The 17998-nt window shown below is 41.8% G+C and carries 13 protein-coding genes; 8 read left to right on the top strand and 5 right to left on the bottom strand.

Going from position 1 to position 17998, the window contains the following annotated elements:
* Positions 1–82: 82 nt before the first annotated feature.
* The 3 genes from V6C71_25225 (at position 83) to V6C71_25215 (ending at position 3727) form a co-directional block, all read left to right on the top strand.
* A complete protein-coding gene (locus tag V6C71_25225; GenBank protein HEY9771759.1) occupies positions 83–1267 on the top strand; it encodes a site-2 protease family protein in 1185 nt (394 codons plus the stop codon).
* A 169-nt stretch (positions 1268–1436) separates the two neighbouring features.
* Positions 1437–2204, top strand: coding sequence for a hypothetical protein (locus tag V6C71_25220; GenBank protein HEY9771758.1), 768 nt, complete (start codon positions 1437–1439; stop codon positions 2202–2204).
* 641 nt (positions 2205–2845) lie between these two features.
* Entirely contained in the window at positions 2846–3727 is an 882-nt protein-coding gene (locus V6C71_25215) for an aldo/keto reductase (protein ID HEY9771757.1), read from the top strand.
* A 2-nt stretch (positions 3728–3729) separates the two neighbouring features.
* Here the strand turns inward: V6C71_25215 and V6C71_25210 are convergent, their stop codons facing one another.
* Positions 3730–4719, bottom strand: a complete 990-nt coding sequence (locus V6C71_25210) for a D-glycerate dehydrogenase (GenBank protein HEY9771756.1) — start codon at positions 4717–4719, stop codon at positions 3730–3732.
* Between the two features lie 262 nt (positions 4720–4981).
* On the opposite strand from V6C71_25210, the gene V6C71_25205 reads away from it, so the two are divergent.
* Complete coding sequence (locus tag V6C71_25205; GenBank protein HEY9771755.1) at positions 4982–6244, top strand: cation:proton antiporter; 1263 nt, start codon at positions 4982–4984, stop codon at positions 6242–6244.
* Between the two features lie 28 nt (positions 6245–6272).
* Here V6C71_25205 and V6C71_25200 read toward each other — a convergent pair whose 3' ends face one another.
* Complete coding sequence (locus tag V6C71_25200; protein HEY9771754.1) at positions 6273–7223, bottom strand: NAD(P)-dependent alcohol dehydrogenase; 951 nt, start codon at positions 7221–7223, stop codon at positions 6273–6275.
* Positions 7224–7358: 135 nt separating this feature from the next.
* Positions 7359–8576: a zinc-dependent alcohol dehydrogenase gene (locus V6C71_25195; protein ID HEY9771753.1), complete on the bottom strand. Its 1218-nt coding sequence runs from the start codon at positions 8574–8576 to the stop codon at positions 7359–7361.
* Positions 8577–9155: 579 nt separating this feature from the next.
* Here V6C71_25195 and V6C71_25190 point away from each other — a divergent pair.
* On the top strand, positions 9156–9707 hold the full coding sequence (locus tag V6C71_25190) for a DUF2231 domain-containing protein (GenBank protein ID HEY9771752.1): 552 nt from the start codon (positions 9156–9158) through the stop codon (positions 9705–9707).
* Positions 9708–9941: 234 nt separating this feature from the next.
* Here the strand turns inward: V6C71_25190 and V6C71_25185 are convergent, their stop codons facing one another.
* On the bottom strand, positions 9942–10886 hold the full coding sequence (locus tag V6C71_25185; GenBank protein ID HEY9771751.1) for an SDR family oxidoreductase: 945 nt from the start codon (positions 10884–10886) through the stop codon (positions 9942–9944).
* Between the two features lie 160 nt (positions 10887–11046).
* Positions 11047–11517: a DUF4079 domain-containing protein gene (locus V6C71_25180; protein HEY9771750.1), complete on the bottom strand. Its 471-nt coding sequence runs from the start codon at positions 11515–11517 to the stop codon at positions 11047–11049.
* Positions 11518–12300: 783 nt separating this feature from the next.
* On the opposite strand from V6C71_25180, the gene V6C71_25175 reads away from it, so the two are divergent.
* From V6C71_25175 to V6C71_25165, 3 genes are all read left to right on the top strand, one after another.
* A complete protein-coding gene (locus V6C71_25175) occupies positions 12301–13383 on the top strand; it encodes a glycosyltransferase family 4 protein (GenBank protein ID HEY9771749.1) in 1083 nt (360 codons plus the stop codon).
* Between the two features lie 54 nt (positions 13384–13437).
* Entirely contained in the window at positions 13438–15840 is a 2403-nt protein-coding gene (locus V6C71_25170) for an amylo-alpha-1,6-glucosidase (GenBank protein HEY9771748.1), read from the top strand.
* A gap of 359 nt (positions 15841–16199) precedes the next feature.
* Positions 16200–17984: a carotenoid oxygenase family protein gene (locus V6C71_25165; protein HEY9771747.1), complete on the top strand. Its 1785-nt coding sequence runs from the start codon at positions 16200–16202 to the stop codon at positions 17982–17984.
* The last annotated feature ends 14 nt before the right edge of the window (positions 17985–17998 follow it).

The raw sequence follows: 17998 nt of genomic DNA, 5'->3' as shown, positions 1-17998 counted from the left end.
AACTTTTCTTTAAAATATTTCAAAAGAAAGATTTTGGAGAGATTTTCTTCTAGATGTTTAATGGAGAATTAAATAAGAAATTATGCAAAGTTTTAAATTAGGTTCGATTTTTGGGTTTGAAATTCGGGTTGACCTGTCGTGGCTACTAATTTTCTTGCTAATCTTGTGGACATTGACGGTAGATTTATTCCCGTTTAACTATCCAGGGCTTTCTAATACTGCATATTTAGTCATGGGTGTATCGGGAACAATCTTATTTTTCACTTCTTTATTACTCCACGAAATTTCCCATTCTCTAGTAGCAAAAACCAAAGATATTCCTGTAGAAGGAATCACCTTATTTGCTTTCGGGGGCGTATCTCATACTCGCATGGATGCTGAAACTCCTGGTGATGAATTTCAAATTGCCGTAGTTGGACCTTTAACTAGTTTGGCACTCTCTGGACTGTTTGCCTTGATTTCCTACTTTGGCAAAAGTGCAGGATGGGACGTAGTTATAACTGGTGTTGCAGCGTATCTTTCCTGGATAAATCTTATTCTCACTATTTTTAATCTTTTACCAGGATTTCCTCTCGATGGCGGACGATTATTTCGTTCTACCATTTGGAAATTTACTAACAACCTGCAAACTGCAACCCGCATCGCCTCTTTTGGCGGGAGACTGTTAGGATTGAGTTTAATTACCTTTGGCTTTTGGCAACTGTTTAGTCCTATTCCCAATTTTATCGGTGGACTGTGGTTAATCTTAATTGGTTGGTTTTTAAACAATGCAGCAGCAGCAAGCTATCGAGAATTAGTCTTACGAACTATGTTAGAAGGTTCTCGCGTCCGCGAAGTAATGACGCTCAAACCTGAAACAGTACCCGCCGATTTAAACTTACAAGATTTAATCGATAATTACTTTTTTAATCGTTATTACGAGTCCTTTCCCGTAATGGAAAACGATCGCCCCATTGGGATGATTACTTTAAATCAGCTTAAGCAAGTACGGAAACAAGATTGGTCACAGCGCACGGTTAGAGAAACCATGATTCCCATTGATGAAATTGCTGTTAGTCCGCAACAAGACATAGTCAAAGCCTTAACCCAAATGCATTCAGGGCGATCGCGTCGGTTGTTAGTTACTACCAATGGTAATTTAGAAGGCATTATCTCTTCTACAGATATTTCTAACTGGTTACAACGTCAACACGAGTTTGGCAATTCATTATCTAAGAGAAAAACTTCTACTCCCGAACAGCAGGTGACTGAAATGCAGTCTAGTTAGTCTGGCTTGGTAGTAAGTATGAAGTATTGATTGGCAACTGTTGACTAGCTTTTGTCTAATAGATTTATTTATATCTAAGTCCATTAGTTATCAGAAAAATTATAACAGGCGATCGCCAAGAGGAAAATACGGCTGAAAAGCACAGTGAATACACAGCGAGGAGCAACTTATGGCACAAAATCAAAAACCAGTGGAAGTTTTAGAACGAGGTAATATTTATTTTTGTTATACTCCCAAAGTCGAACGTCACGATGTGGAAGGATTAGATGACGTGCAGCGATTTTACTTGGTTCTCAGTCCTAATGGCAAAAAAAGCTACCGTTTGATTGTCATCGGTCAAAAACAATTACCGCAAATTAAAGATAGTGGTAACAAGTGCTGGTGCTTTGTAGAAAGTGTTAGTAATAATCCTAAAGAACTAGAGCAGGCACTGAGACGAGAAACCTATCAAACTAAAACGCGAGGCGAAAGAGAACAACCCGCTGCTCGTCCTGTGGGTGAAGGCATTTATGAAATTGTCCGACATCAAAACCAGACTAACCTAATTTATGCCTTGGAACTGCCCGAAGATTTGGGTGAGGCACAAAAAGCTCTTGGCATTCAAGCCGAAGCCAACTATATCATTACGATTAAAAACCCCGAAAGCTCTTCTCCTAATGGTATAGGCTTGCCAGCCCAGGAAAAAGCAGATCTACCCAAACAGCTGCAAAATCGCTTTGAAAAACGACGTTTTGTTTCTGCTGAACCCCCTGAATTTTTAGACTATGCAGGAGTGGAACTAATTTTAATCGGTGCATCGAGTGATATTTCTCAAGAATTAGACATTGAACTCAACCCAGCCACAGAGACAGAAGACACCGCAGAAATACTTAATGACTTACGGATGCGGAAAAGTCGCCATCCAATTGAACCTCTTTTCACTGGAGAATGGCGATGAACTACTTACTACATACTTTGTGAGGTAGGACTATCCTAACATCACGTTTTGGTTGCGGGTCTTATTCCGCTCTTCTGTCAAGAAGTTGTCAGTCCTGGTGTAATTACAAGGCGATAAGCCTGCCCTAAAAGACGACGCGGATACCGCTCCGCATAACGGCATGGCTTCGCTACGCGATTACATTGCCAAGCGATATCAGTATCAAGATTGCGGTATTCCTGAATATTGAATTATTGACCCTGATGCTCAAACAGTATTGGTATTAGAACTTGTTGCCAATACTTATACTGAAGTAGGTAGCTTTTCGGATCCCGAGCAAGTGCGATAGCCACAGTTTCCAGAACTTGACCTAACAGCAGCACAAATCTTTGCCTTAGCCGATTGAGAATAACGCGATCGCCAAGAATATATTTTAACTATTACCAATATTTCTAACTAAAAAAGTGAACGGTACTCCGCCTTCCGCGGTCAAAAGTTAGAGGCTTTTCAGTAACTTATTTATAGTCCGCACTATTGAGCTGGTTTTTATGGGGAATTACTATAAGAAAATTTGTTTTAAATACCCGATTGTTAATACTTAGGATAGATAAATTTCTGCTTGCTCTAAGAGTAAATGTAAATAATTCAATTAAAGATTGCCCGTGAAATATAAACAACTAGGAAGCGATCGCCAGATCAGTGCCATCGGCTTGGGCGCAATGCCGCTATCATTATCAAATCGTCCTTCCGAGTCAGATGCGATCTCCGTTATCCATAAAGCTCTCGATCTAGGCGTAACTTTAATCGATACGGCTGACGCTTATTGCCGCGATGAATTGGACAAACATCATAACGAAAGCTTAATTGCCAAGGCACTGCAACAGTACCCAGGCGATACAAGTTCGGTTACGGTTGCCACCAAAGGCGGTTTAATTCGACCAGAAGGACGATGGACTCGTGACGGCAATCCAGATCGTTTGCACAAAACCATTCGCGAAAGTTATGCAATTCTTGGCGGTTCTAAACCAATCGATATTTGGCAATACCATGCACCAGATCCTAACTATACGATTAAAGAAGCTTTAACTCCAGTCAAAGATGCTGTAGAACGAGGCTGGATTCGCTATGTCGGCGTTTCTAATTTTACTGTCGAGCAAATTAAACAAGCTCGTCAAATAGTCGATCTTGTTTCGATACAAAATCAATATAATCCCTGGCATCGACAACCCGAATTTGACGGGGTATTGGATTACTGTCAACAAGAAGGATTGATTTTTTTTCCCTGGAGTCCTTTAGGGGGAAGCAGTCGCGTTAATCGTTTACAGGATATTCAAATTATTGCTGAATTAGCCCAAGACAGGGAAGTTTCGGTCTATCAAATTGTTCTGGGATGGTTGCGAGCCAAATATTCTTGCATAGTGCCAATTCCTGGTGCTAGCCATATTTCTAGTATCGAAGATTCAGTTAAAGCCGTCGATTTGGAACTTTCTACTGAAGAGGTAGAACATATTGACAACGAACTCGCAAATCAAACTAAAGTATAAAGTCAAACAAGGCAATTGGGGGGCTGTTGACCAGCAAAGACAGCATCTAAATTATCCAGCAACAGAAAACCCATCTGAGTTCGGGTTTCTATTGTCGCACTACCAAGATGTGGCAACAAAAATACGTTAGGTAAAGTTCGATAAGCAGGGTTGAGATTGGGTTCTCCCTCAAACACATCTAATCCTGCTGCTTGGATTTTGCGCGATGAGGCTCCGCCTCCGCTTGGCGATCGCAGTGCGGCAATTAGGTCTTCATCTACTACCAAACTACCACGGGCTGCGTTAACAATAATTGCTCCTTCAGGTAATAATTCAATCCGTCGAGCGTTTAAAAAATGTTCGGTTTCGGGAGTGGCGGGACAGTGAAAAGAAAAGAAATTGCTGATGCTTAACAAGTCCTCTGGATCCTCGTGAAAGATTGCCCCTGCCTCTTGTTCTGGAGAAAGCTGGTGACGATTACAGTAATGAACTTCCATGCCAAACGCTTTGGCTCTTTGAGCAACTGCTCTGCCAATTCGCCCCATGCCTAAAATACCTAAACGTTTACCCGTCACTTGTGTACCCAGTAGTTCGGTAGGGGAGGGGTCTGTCCATTTGCCTTGACGCACTAGCTGTTCTCCTTCGTGAGCGCGACGGGCAGCACCTAACAATAATAACCAGGTTAAATTTGCTGTAGCATCAGTTAACACATCGGGAGTATTAATTACGTAAATGTCACGCTTCTTGGCTGCTTCTAGATCGATGTGGTCGTAACCCACGGAAAAAGTAGCGATCGCCTTGATTGCTGCTGGTAATTGAGCGATCGCCTCAGCATCAAGGGAGTCTTGTCCAGTGATGATTAAAGCGTCTACTTTTTGACTACCTAGCAACAATTCTTCTGTAGAATACGGATGATCGTCTCGATTCAAACAGGGTAGATAATCTTTTGCCAAACGATCTTCGACAGCAGTGGGTAATTTACGGGTGACTAGCACCGTCGGACGAGTCTTCATGTCGTACTCATTAAAAAAAAGTGATAGGGGAGGGGGAGTTGAGACAAAAAGGATGAGAAAGCAATTGTAAGGGACAAGTTAAATATTAATCTTAATTTTAGTCAAAGGCGATCGCATCTATCCATAGTTGCGCTTGACACTAATTAAAACGTACAAAATTTTTACCTTCAAGATAGATTTAAATTCTCTAAACAATTGTCTATAAAGTTATTCAGGGGACTTTCGACGAAAGTTGAAGGTTGTTTGTATTGTACGAACCCTCATGAATCAACTTAATATTCTGGTCACGGCTATTGGTGCAATAGTTTTATTTCTCGGACTTTTATCAAACTATTTACGACAGCAGTGGTGGACATCAGATCCTTTTATCGCAATGCTGCTAGGAATTTTACTCAGTCCAGTTTGTCTAGGATTAGTTAATCCACAAACTTGGGGAATAGGGCAGGCACAACTTTTAGAACAAACTGCTCGCTTTAGTATAGCAATTGGCTTAATGGGGGTAGCATTGCGACTCCCTAAAGGATATTGTCTTCGCAACTGGAAATCGTTAGCAGTCCTCTTGGGTTTGGTAATGCCAATGATGTGGGTTGTAAGCAGTTTGCTAGTTTACTGGATTTTAAACCTACCCTTTTGGTCAGCAATGGTCATTGGAGCGGCAATTACACCAACCGATCCTATTGTGGCAACTTCAATTGTAACTGGTGTAGTCGCCGAAGAAAATCTTCCAGGACGCTTGCGACATCTAATTTCGGCTGAGTCGGCTGCTAATGATGGCTTGGCTTATCCCTTTATGCTACTAGCAATTTTGATGTTAGAGCAAAGCACTAAAACAAATTCAAGCGCGATCGCTACACTATCACACTGGTTGACTCGTGTTGTTCTTTGGGAAGTCGGTGGGGCAATTATCTTTGGTGCATTCTTCGGTTATGCAGCAGGTAGTCTTTTAGAATGGGCGGAACGAAAAAAAACGATCGAACAACAATCTTTTCTTGGTTATACTATTGCCTTAAGCATTACCGTAGTAGGTGCCGCCAACCTAATTGGTACTGATGGTCTTTTGTCCGTATTTATTGCTGGACTGGCTTTTAACTATGCGGTTAAAGCGCAAGAAAGAGCAGAGGAAGAAAACGTTCAAGAGGCAATTAATCGCTTTTTTACTCTACCAATTTTTATTTTGCTCGGTTTGACTATTCCTTGGCAGCAATGGTTAGGGTTGGGCTGGTCGAATCTAGTTCTGGTGGTAACGGTATTACTACTGCGACGTATTCCCGCTCTTTGGTTATGCCATCAGCTCATTAAATCTACCAAAACTATGCCAGAAACTTTATTTGTCGGTTGGTTTGGACCGATTGGCGTTGCTGCCATTTATTACGCAGGTTACAGCTTACGAGAAACTGGCATAGAAGAAGTTTGGTTAGTTTGTTCCTTGATGATTTGCGCTTCAATTGTTGTTCATGGCTTTAGTGCCGTTCCTTTTACCAAGCTTTATAGCAAGGATCGCAGTCGCCATAAATATTTAAATTAAGCTTTTATTTCTAATCGTTTGTGAGTGGTTAACTAGTGACAATAGCGATCGCAATTTTACCCGAAGCGTGTTCTGTTTCGCTATAAGTATGGGCAGCAGCTATTTCCGAAAGTGGATAAATATAATCGATGACGGTTTTAATCTTACCTGCTTCAATTTCCCTGGTGAGATAGACAAGATCCTGTGCATTAGATTGGAGCATAATTACTTCGGCTTTCTGATTGGGCATTAGATCTTGTTGAAGTTCGGCTAACTTTTCATCAGGAGTTGGCTGAGTCGTAATATAGACACCATCGGGTGTTAAGACGGATTTACATTCAGACGGCGTGCGATTACCAACCACATCAAAAATAATGTCATATTTGACGTTATCTTCGGTAAAGTCTTGCTGTTTATAGTCAATAACGCGATCGGCACCCAAACTTTGCACCATTTCTACATTGCTACCACTACAAACGCCCGTAACTTCTGTCTTAAATGCTTTAGCAATTTGAACGGCAAAAATACCAACTCCCCCCGAAGCACCATTAATTAAGACCTTCTGTCCCGCTTTTATGTCGCCTTTATTTTGTAAAGCCTGTAGTGCAGTCATTGCTGCTAGAGGTACAGTTGCTGCCTCTGCATGAGTCATATTAATCGGTTTGGCAGCAGCAATCCCTTGAGAAACCGCAGCATATTCGGCGTAAGCGCCTCCCGTTGACTGGTCGAGACGAGCATAAATCAGATCGCCTGGATGGAACTGGTTAATGCGATCGCCAACTTCCATAACTTCCCCCGAAAGATCGTAGCCTAAAAGCATGGGAAATTCGTCACCCGAACGATTTTTCAGCAAACCTTTTCTGATTTTCCAATCGATGGGGTTAACGCTGCTAGCATGAACCTTAACTAGCATTTGGTCTGGTTCGATCTGCGGTTTTTCAATTTCTTTAATCTGTAAAACTTCAGGAGAGCCATAGCGATCGATGATTGCTGCTTTCATAGGTGTTATATCAGTTATTAAAATATTGATAGACATTAGTGGCAAACGTTAGTAAGGGCGAACGGCGACGCGAAGGACGCGCCTCCAGGCGCTAATCCTTTAGGGCTAATCCTTTAGGGCGTTCGCCTCTACCTACTACGCTGCACCTGGCACTAACTCGACTTTTACCCAGCCTGGTTGCCGTCGATCAAATGCTTTATAGGCATCAATAACCGACATTAATGGTTCTACCTGGGTCAAAACCTTGGCTGGATCGACTGTTCCCTGTTGAACCATATCCACTAAAGAAGGAATATAGTTGCGATGATTGCAGTTACCCATATTAATTGTCAGATTTTTGTTCATCGCCATCCCGATCGGAAAGAATTTGTGAGATGGAGGATAAACGCCAATAATTGAGAGCGTACCTGCTTTAGCTAAGCCTTGAACGGCCCATTCCAATGCCTGAGAAGGAGCATTACCTGGATGCCAGTTTCCTCCCTGTGGGTTGGTTTGGGGGGCTACCTGTTGAACCTCCTGCTGAAACTGTTGCGCCTGTTTTTGGGATTTTTCGGCTGCTGGACCGCTTAGGGGCGCATTCGCATCCACACCCACGGCATCGATCGCCTGATCGACACCAATTCCACCAGTAAGTTCGCGAATCATTTCCACTGGATCTTCAGCATTATAGTCAATAACTTCTGCACCTTGTTCTCGCGCCATCTCCAGACGCGAGGGAATTGTATCAACAGCAATAATCCTGCCCGCACCCAAAAGTTTAGCACTAGCGATCGCAAACAGACCGACTGGACCACAACCAAAAACGGCAACTGTATCTCCTGGTTCGATTTCGGCAATGTCAGCACCAAAATAGCCTGTCGGGAAAATATCGGAAAGCATAATCGCTTGGTCGTCTGTTACCTCTTGTGGTAGCTTAACTAAACCAGCATTTGCATAAGGAATCCGCGCATATTCTGCTTGCAGTCCATTAAAAGGTCCAGTATTTTCTGGCCCGCCAAAGAAAGCTGTTCCAGCAGTTTTGCCATGAGGATTAGCATTATCGCACTGAGCCTGATAACCGCTACGACAGTAAGAACAGTAACCGCAGGCAATCGTTGAAGGAACAACTACGCGATCGCCTTTTTTGAGATTTCTGACATTAGAACCAATCTCTTCGACAATACCAATTCCTTCATGTCCCAGAATTGTGCCAGGTTTCATTCCCGTGAATGTTCCCCGAATCATATGTAGATCTGTACCGCAAATAGCACTTTTGGTCAGGCGAATAATCGCATCCATCGGCTCTTGAATTTTAGGTTCTGGAACATCATCGAGTCGTATATCGCCAATTCCGTGAAAAACAACTGCTTTCATAGTTAATACTCTTAATTATTAAGTTGTGCTGCTTCGAGGACGTAGTTAATATTTATTAGTTTTTCTGCTTCCCTGCTTTGATGCGTTTATGGAAAGACTTCGGTTAAAAAATCCAAAAATACGCTGAATCGCAGTGTTTTCATGTTTTCGGGCAGTACGACAACAAAGTATTTGATTATTATGCTATAGGCGTTGCCATACTTTATTGTCGTTCTATAGATAGAGATAAAACCTAGTACGTCTGAGCCAAAGCGAGCGCAGATTCACCATAACTAACCTGCTTAGGCTAGCTAACAGATAATAGCGCGGGGAAGCGTTGAGCTTACTGAGCAAGAAGCTAAAAGCTAAAAACCAGTTGACAAAAAAAGCCGTCTCTTAACTTGTCACTACTGCTGCTTATCTATCAATCGAAATACTACTTTAACTTCCTTGGCTAAACTCTCTACAACTTCAGTCAGATGTTGGTATTGAGAGATCGGTTTACTAATTGAAGTATTAACTCAAATCATTAGTCTTCAATTAACAACTTAATTAACAACAAAACAGGTTCTTTTAGCTGTCGCTTTAAGGAGAAATATCATGACCAACACAGAATTTGAATCAGAATACGCCCAAAATCCCTATCCCAACCTTCCTCCGATTATTGAAAGCCTAGACAGCGAGTATTTAAGCAATGGTGTTACTAGTTCTGTAGCCATTGCCGGACACCCTGTTCATCCAATTATCGTGGTGTTCCCTGTTGCTTTTTTAACTGCTGCTGCCGCTAGCGATATCGGCTATTGGTTAACCAAAGACTTTTTTTGGGCGCGTGCCTCAACCTGGTTAATTGGACTGGGTTTAGTAGCAGGCTTTTTGGCGGCTGTGGTCGGAATGTCAGACTTTATCAAAATCCCCAAAGTGCGAAAGCGTACTGCTGGTTGGGCGCATATGGTTCTTAACGTTACAGCTTTAGTCTTAACCACAATTAATTTTTTCTATAGACTAGATACTCCCGAGGCTTTTATCCTTCCCCTTGGTTTAGCTGTCTCCTTGTTAGTGGCAACACTCCTCGGACTTGGAGGTTGGTATGGTGGAGAACTTTCTTTTCGGCACAAAGTTGGGGTTATTGGTTCTAACAATATTCCAACTTAAATGAGCAGCGAGCGACTAAATCATCAAGTCGCTCGCTATTAAAAGTGCGATCGCGGTTTTAATAGCGTGTCTAGGCTAAAATACTAGGCTAATTCCCCCCAAGGGGAGCGACCCCGCGTCTATCACCGACGACGCTCCGCTTATACTAAAGCATTTGCCCGTGAATGCGCGAGAAAGGGATTAGGGGACCCAAAATAATTTTCAATACCCAACAAATTAATCTAGACGCTTCTACTACTTGAAGGTGAATTTTTTAACGATCCAGTCAGAAATACTGGGAATGGTTAAGTTATCAAAATCCCCTTTGACTTGGGTATAACCATCCATAGGTGCATATAAATTATTGGGGCCATCGGCAGATTTTGGTTCTGAGGTATGCTGTCCCGAAAAGCCAATAGCTAGTAATATAGCATCCATCAGTTCTGGCGAGAGTCTTTGACCCAAGTCTAATATTCTACCCACATCACCGACAATAAAGTCACGGGTAGGATGTTCTGCCGTGTAAAGAATCGCTTCAGCCACCAGCTTGGGAGAATAGTAAGGGGGTAATCCCGTAGGTTTTACGCCCAGCTTGGTTAGTACGTGGTTATAAAAGGGAGTATTAATTACCGCTGGTTTGATACTGGTGACGCTAACAGGAATTTTGTCATGTTGCAGTTCGACACGCAAAGATTCGAGAAGGCCTTCCAAACCGTGTTTGGCAGTGGAGTAAGGACTTTGCAGAGGTAAGGCTCTTCTGCCCTCCATTGAGGAAATATGAATCATCGCTCCTCTTCCTTCTTGTTTGAGATAGGGTAATGCTGCCATTGCTCCATACACCTGTCCCATTAAAGTAACATCAATGACGCGCTTAAATTCTTCTGGCGTAATTTTCTCAAAGGGAGCGAGGATACCAGTCGCAGCACAATGCACCCAAGTATCTATTCTCCCATACTGCTCGACCGTGTAATCGGCGATCGCCTTTACTTGTTCAAAGTCGGCTACATCGCCCTTAAAGGCTTTAGCCTCACCTCTAAAATTCTCAATTTGTGCGACTAAAGAATTTAGCCCTAGTTCATTTCGGGCTGAGACAACTACCTTAGCTCCTTTTTGAGCAAACTGAAGAGCCGTTTCGCGTCCAATACCGCTGGAAGCTCCAATAATAGCGACGACTTGTTCAGAGATTGGTTTTAATTGCATGGGGATTTCTCCTAATATAAAAGTTATAAAAGTAAATTTTTAAGCAGCCAAACCTCTAGAGCGGTGTTGGTGACTTGAGGTATGACGCAAAAATATGAAAGTTTAGAGCTATTAGCTATTAGCTATTAGCTGTTAGCTTTTTTAATATGAGCTAAATCAGCTAGAGTTGGCTGATCATCTTTTGTACTACCTGTACACCAGTTATTGCTTGCCAGCCAAATAGCCCTAAAACGCCAATATTTAGCGCCAAATGAAGGTTGCGCGCCCACATATTACCTCTTTGCATAAAAGGTGAGAGGGAAGCAGAGGTAACGATTAGGCTTACCATGGTTAAACCTACAATTAAGTGAGAGCCAAAAAAGATTTTACCTTTGTTGATATAGGTAACAGCCATACCTAAAAAAGCATTGAGCGTAAGTACCGCTAACAGCACTGAACCAACTTGGTAGTGCTTAACGTTGTAACGCCCCTTAATTAATTCTTTCTTAGCTTCACCTTCAACATTCCGACTTTGCCGAATTTTTAGCCCTAAATATAGAGCATAAATTGCTGTTGCTAATAACACCCACATGATAATAGGGTGAATAAATTGCGACCAAACTTTTACTGATTCTGGAATTGCCAAACTCATAATTTTTCCAGCAGTTAACTTGACAGTGTGAAATAACTTTATTTCTAACTTGAAAATTATCTTAATGAAAATTAGCCTTCGATCTAATCCATCAAACAGTAGAAATAATTTAAATAATCATGAGTTAAGCGATCTCTTGTTAGACAGTTTTCTCAAGTCAAGAAATTCCTCAACAGATTGTGCTAACTATTTCTAATCAGAATTATTGAATAAGCTTTAAGTCAGTAAAACGTACTATTCGTTGGCTAGAGTTGTCCGCAGTTGCCAACTAATTTCTACCTTCAGCAAGATGCAATTGTTAGTAGTGTTAAGATAGCTTGGGATTTAAGGTTAATAATTGATTAATTAAACCCAATAAATAAACTGTATTATCTATTACCAAAATAAATAATTCAGCAGACAATACTTCTCGCTTAAAAATTGTTGATTAATTACGGCGGCTTTGCCGAACCAGTTGGCTTGCGCAATCCCTGAAGCTAAGAGAACATCTGAAAAGTTGTTGTTTTACATTCAATTGTTTGGATTTGCCCCCCAGCCCAACAGCGTAGTTGGATAAGAGTCGCGAAACACCAGCATCCCCCACGCTCAAATTTGGGGAGGTACGGACGGCGAACCTGCGTCGTTGTATTGAGGACCGTGAATTTAAGGGGGTTTAAAGTAACGATTTATATTTTTCAGACAAGCTCTAAGAGCTAAAAGCTAATAACTACTAAAGCTTAACTGAGAAGTATTAATACAAACATTTTTAATTGAGATTACAACAAATTTTCAGGAGTTTTGGAGATGAAAATTGCTCAAATTGCCCCTCTTTGGGAACGAGTACCTCCTCCTGCTTATGGCGGTACGGAAATTGTAGTTAGCCTGCTGACAGATGAATTAGTGCGCCGAGGTCATGAAGTTACTCTTTTCGCTTCGGGAGATTCCCAAACCTTAGCCCATTTAGAGCCTTCTTGTCCCAAAGCTTTGCGAGCGATAGAAGCAAGTCCAGCAGAAATTTCAGTTTATCAAAATCTACAGCTAGATCAAGTTTTTACTCAAGCTGCGGAGTTCGATTTGATTCACTCTCATGTAGGCGAAGTTACATTTTCCTCGGCAAAGCTAGTTGAAACGCCAACGCTACATACAGTTCACAATACTATTCAGTCTCATATTGAACCGCTGTGGCGAGCATCGAGGCAGCAAAATTTCATCAGTATTTCTAATTCACAAAGACGCAGCGATCTGCAACTAAACTATGTCGCTACTGTTTACAACGGAATTAATACCAGCGAATATCCTTTCTATCCCCAGCCAGACAATCATCCCTATCTGGCTTTTTTAGGTCGAATCTCGCCAGAAAAAGGCCCGCATTTAGCAATTGAAATTGCCAAACGTACTGGCTGGCATTTAAAAATGGCAGGAAAGATAGATTTTTTCAATCGCGAGTTTTTTGAGGAGCAAATAAAACCTCAAATTGACGGTAAACAGATTGAATTTTTAGGAGAAGCCAATCACCAACAAAAATGTCTTCTCGTCGGTGGTGCAGTTGCAACCCTGTTTCCGATTACCTGGAACGAACCTTTTGGCTTGGTAATGGCAGAATCAATGGCACTGGGTACTCCCGTAATTGCGATCGCACTAGGTTCGACTCCAGAAGTCATCCAAGACGGTCAAACGGGATTTTTGGCTGACAATGTCGAGGAATGTATCGCTGCGCTCGATCGCATTAAAGAAATAAACCGTATTGCCTGTCGCGATCGCGTCATCACTAAATTTAGTGTCGAGCGCATGGTTGACGACTACGAAGCAATTTATCAAAAACTGTTAACGAAGAAGTCCCTGAATAATAATCACATTCCCAACCTGGTTATTAATAAAATCGCTTAACGGCGTAAAATCTAAATTAATTAACTAAGCCAGATTACTAATTTATAAGTTGCTATGACAGAGCCTCTCAAACTCGATGGCAAAACCTATGTCCCAGCCGAAATTGCTCCAATCCCTCAATGGCCTTGTGTTAAAAACGAGTTGAGATTATCTACTTTAACTCTTAAAGACGATGACATTTTCTTAGTTACGGACACTTTGGGTAATATTCCTGGTTGTTTGCCAGGAGAAGCAACTACAAGTGTCGGACTATTTTGCCAAGATACTCGCTTTTTGAGTCGTCTGGAATTGCAAATTGATGGTCAGTTACCGATTCTGCTTAGCAGTAATGCTAGCCGTGGCTTTGCTATGTCGATTCTGTGTGCAAATCCGCATTTGGAAAAGCAGCAAATTGGGGCGGAAACGATTGGAATTGAAAGAGAAATTGCGATTAATGGCGGACTGTTTGAAGAGTTAGGTATTACCAACTATAGTACCGGCGCTGTCAGCTTTGAGCTTAGTCTGAGTTTTGATGCCGATTTTGTCGATTTATTTGAAATTCGTGGCTGGGAGCGCAAACAGCGTGGTAAAGTGCTACGTTTGATGGCGATCGCCGAAAATAATGAGTTAGAAACAGTAGAAGCAGAAGCTAGTTCGATAGAAAATGTAGAATCCGATCTCTCAGAAGTAAAACCCGAACAGGCACGTAGTCCTTTTATTTATGAATCTCGCTCCGAGTTTTCAGCAAGTAAACTTAAGCCAGAGCCATCGAGCGCAACTCAAACATCCGAAGATTTAGTTTTAGCCTATCAAGGTTTAGATGGGGCGGTAAGCTCGTCGCGCATTCAATTTTCTTCTCGTCAGCCTGACTATTTTAAAGGTCACACCGCTATTTGGCACATAGAGTTAAATCCTCACCAAACCATACATTTAGGCTACCGCGTACAGTTGCTTTTTCATAGTCGTTCTATTTCCAAAGTAGGTACGCCAATGACGCTGATGCAGGCAAAAGCAGCCGAATCAATGGAGTTGCAAGAATGGCAACAGCAAGTAACTAAAATTGAATCCGATAGTAGTACTTTTAACCGTTTAATTGAAAGAGCGCAGCAAGATATTTATCTATTGCGCCAAAGTTTTGAAGACAGAAAATTTTTATCGGCAGGAATCCCTTGGTTTTCTACCCTGTTTGGTCGAGATTCAATTATTGCAGCATGGCAAACGCTAATCCTCGATCCCAAAATTGCCCAAGATACTTTATTCATCCTGGCTCAATATCAGGGTAAAACCGAAGACCAATGGCGAGAAGAAGAGCCAGGAAAAATCCTTCACGAATTACGTCTTGGGGAAATGGCGCGCTGCGACGAAATTCCTCATACGCCTTACTACGGTACGGTAGATGCAACTCCTTTATGGCTGATTCTCTATGCTGAATATTATGCTTGGACGGGCGATCGCGATACGCTAGAACAGTTGTGGGAAGCTGCTTTAGCCGCTATGAGCTGGATCGATCGCAACTGTAGCCAAACGGGCTATCTATCTTACGCTCGTCATTCTCCCAGTGGTTTGCTCAATCAGGGTTGGAAAGATTCTGGAGACTGTATCGTTAACCGCCAAGGTCAATTAGCAACAGGATCGATCACTTTATGTGAGGTTCAAGGTTACGTTTATGGGGCAAAAATGCGTCTATGTGCGATCGCTGAGATCATGAAAAGAACCGATCTAGCTGGAAGATGGTATCGAGAGGCTTCAGAACTGAAAAACCGCTTTAATCGAGACTTTTGGCTTCCCGATTTAGATTATTGTGCTTTGGCTTTAGATGGAGAAGGAAAACCAGTCGAAAGCATTACCAGTAATCCAGGTCACTGTCTGGCTATGGGCATTTTAAAGCCTGATAAAGCGATGAACGTAGCTGAAAGACTGCGCGCGCCAGATTTATTTAGTGGTTGGGGTATTCGTACTCTAAGCAAATTATCTCCAGCTTACAATCCCATGGGCTATCATATCGGTTCGGTTTGGCCCCACGACAATAGCATTACTGCTTTGGGTTTACGCGCTACCGCTGCGGAAGTTCCCGGAGAATCATCTAGTTTAGTCGAGCAAGCTCTCGAACTCGCCACGGGAATTATAGATATGACTCTCCAACAACCCTATTTACGACCGCCAGAACTGTTCTGCGGCTACGAACGTAGTGCCGAAAATACCCCCGTGCGCTATCCTGTAGCTTGTTCTCCCCAAGCTTGGGCAACAGGTACGCTATTTCAGCTTTTGCAGGTGGCAATTAATCTCGTTCCCGATGCAGCTAACAACCGCGTGCGTGTGATCGAGCCAGTTTTACCCGACTCTCTCAATCGTCTTTCATTGCAAAATCTTAAAGTAGGTTCGACCATACTTGATTTGGAATTTGAACGTCTGGGCAATACTACTGCTTGTCGGGTAGCCAAAAAACGTGGCAATCTCAGGGTATTTTTTGAAGCTTAACGTTACCAATCAGTCGATCCCCTACTCGAAGCAAAGGTGGAGATACGTTGAGCAAAAGCTAAGAGCTAACAGCTAATAACTTGTTTTCTAACTAATATCTTGCCTTCACTCAATTTTTAAACTCATGTATCTCAAGATTTAGTATCATTTGCCATACATGAGTTTTTTAATGAGTTTTTATATCAGCTTTATGAGATTAAAAAACCACAAGCAAAATTAAGATAAAACTTAGAAATTAATCTAGAAGTATCAATTGAGTCACGAATTACCAAAAAAGCATAAAAAAGTTTAACGCACGTAATTAAAAATAATTAGATTTTTTTCCTGCTAAAATTTCATAGACTTTAGGAGTATCTCTGATGGCAGTCGATGTCAGTAAGTTTCGCGGTTTTGCCAGTTTGACTGGTTTATCTGAAGATGTGGAAATTGACAAAACATGGCCAGAGAATCTGTCAGGTCATGTTTTTATTGTTGCTCCTTGTCACCGCAAAAATGACCGTCATTTATTTGCTGGTGAAGGTGTAATCATCAGGTGGGATCTCCAGCCCCAAGAAGGAAAAGTTAAAGTCCACAGCAAAAAATTAAATACTTGGGATAGTTTCTGGCATTCAATACAATCGCCACTCAGTGAACTACTGCCAGAAGCCTTTTTTCCCGCTAGGGTTGGTCTGATTGGCATCGCTGAAATAGCTAATACTGCCATTGTTAACATGGACGGTAGACTAATTCTTACCGCAGATGCAGGGCGTTATTGGGAAGTAGATCCAGATACTCTCGAAACCATTACACCAATAGGTTACTTTGACGAACATATTGTTTCTGTTCCCCTGTCCTTTTTTCCGTTAGTTGCTAATACAGCCCATCCTTTTTATGACCCTAATACCCAAGAACTAGTTAGCTGCGAGTTAAAGTCTAAACCCCGTCCAGGAAGTTTAGTTACTGATATGCTGAGTGCAGTTTACATTACTCGTTGGGATGGCAAACACAAGGAGCGAAAAGATCGAGAAAATACAGGTATAAGACATTGGGAATTAGAAGGAACAGTCCTCGACGGTAGCCCCCATACAGCTATAGTAACTGAGGAATTAATTATGATTCCTGATATGCCGTTTCAGATGGGGGTAGCAACGTTGTTGGGGTTAAAAGTTCCGTCTCACCTAGCTTATCCAAAAACACAATTTTATTTGATTGAGCGGCAACATTTAACAGCAGATCGTCAAACAGTACCATCACGTCTGATAACTTTTGCTGGTGATAGCTATCACTTCTTATGCAACTATCGTCATATCGACAGAAAAATTTATTGCGTTGCCGTACAGCAAGCAACCATTAGCTTGACTGAAGCAATCAAACCCGATGATGTTAAACATTTTAGTGGCGATCGCTATACTTCAGAATATTATGGCATACCTTGGATGTTTGCTTTCGATCCTGGAGTACTCAGAAAAGTAATAATTCAAAACGCACAATTAATTGCTCAAGAAGTCTTTATCCATCCTGGTTGGTTTGCAACCATGCTGCACACAGCCGATCCGCGCGAGCTTTTTGATTCTAAAGGTTACTCTGCTATCTATCAAGTTTATGCAGGGTATCACCAAGATTTGATCTGTCGCCGTCAATACCTCAGTTTCCGCGAGCATGCAAATAGACTTTTAACAGACGAACAGTTGCCCAAAGAGGATCTGCCTTCAGTTTTAGCCAAAGTTCCTTTAGACAAAAATTGGCAAGAACTTACTCAGCAAATTAAAACAGAACAAGAGCAAAATCCTGACGCTCTCGTGTTTGATTTAGGCAAAGAACTGCTTGATTTTTATGTCTGTCCTCAAGAGTATGTTTTAGACAGTATTCAATTTATTCCTCAAGATCGAGGCTATATTTTTGCTACGGTTTTGAGTTCACAAGGCTCTCAAGTTTGGCTATTTGCTGCCGAACATCTTAGTCAAGGACCTATTGCTAAACTTTGTTTACCCGATACAGTTAATTTTGGCTTTACCTTGCATTCGGACTATTTTGAGCAAGTTACGCCCAGGCAAACTAATTACAATGTGAATAGGTACTTATCTGCTATGCGTAGTGTAATCAAAGTTCCTTACGAATTTTTTGTCAATCGACGCGGTGATATTCTTAACCGAAAAGTAAATTGATCTATCGTCTTAAA

This window comes from Coleofasciculaceae cyanobacterium (assembly GCA_036703275.1).
Lineage (GTDB): Bacteria > Cyanobacteriota > Cyanobacteriia > Cyanobacteriales > Xenococcaceae > Waterburya.
This window is presented reverse-complemented; position numbering and strand designations above follow the sequence as displayed.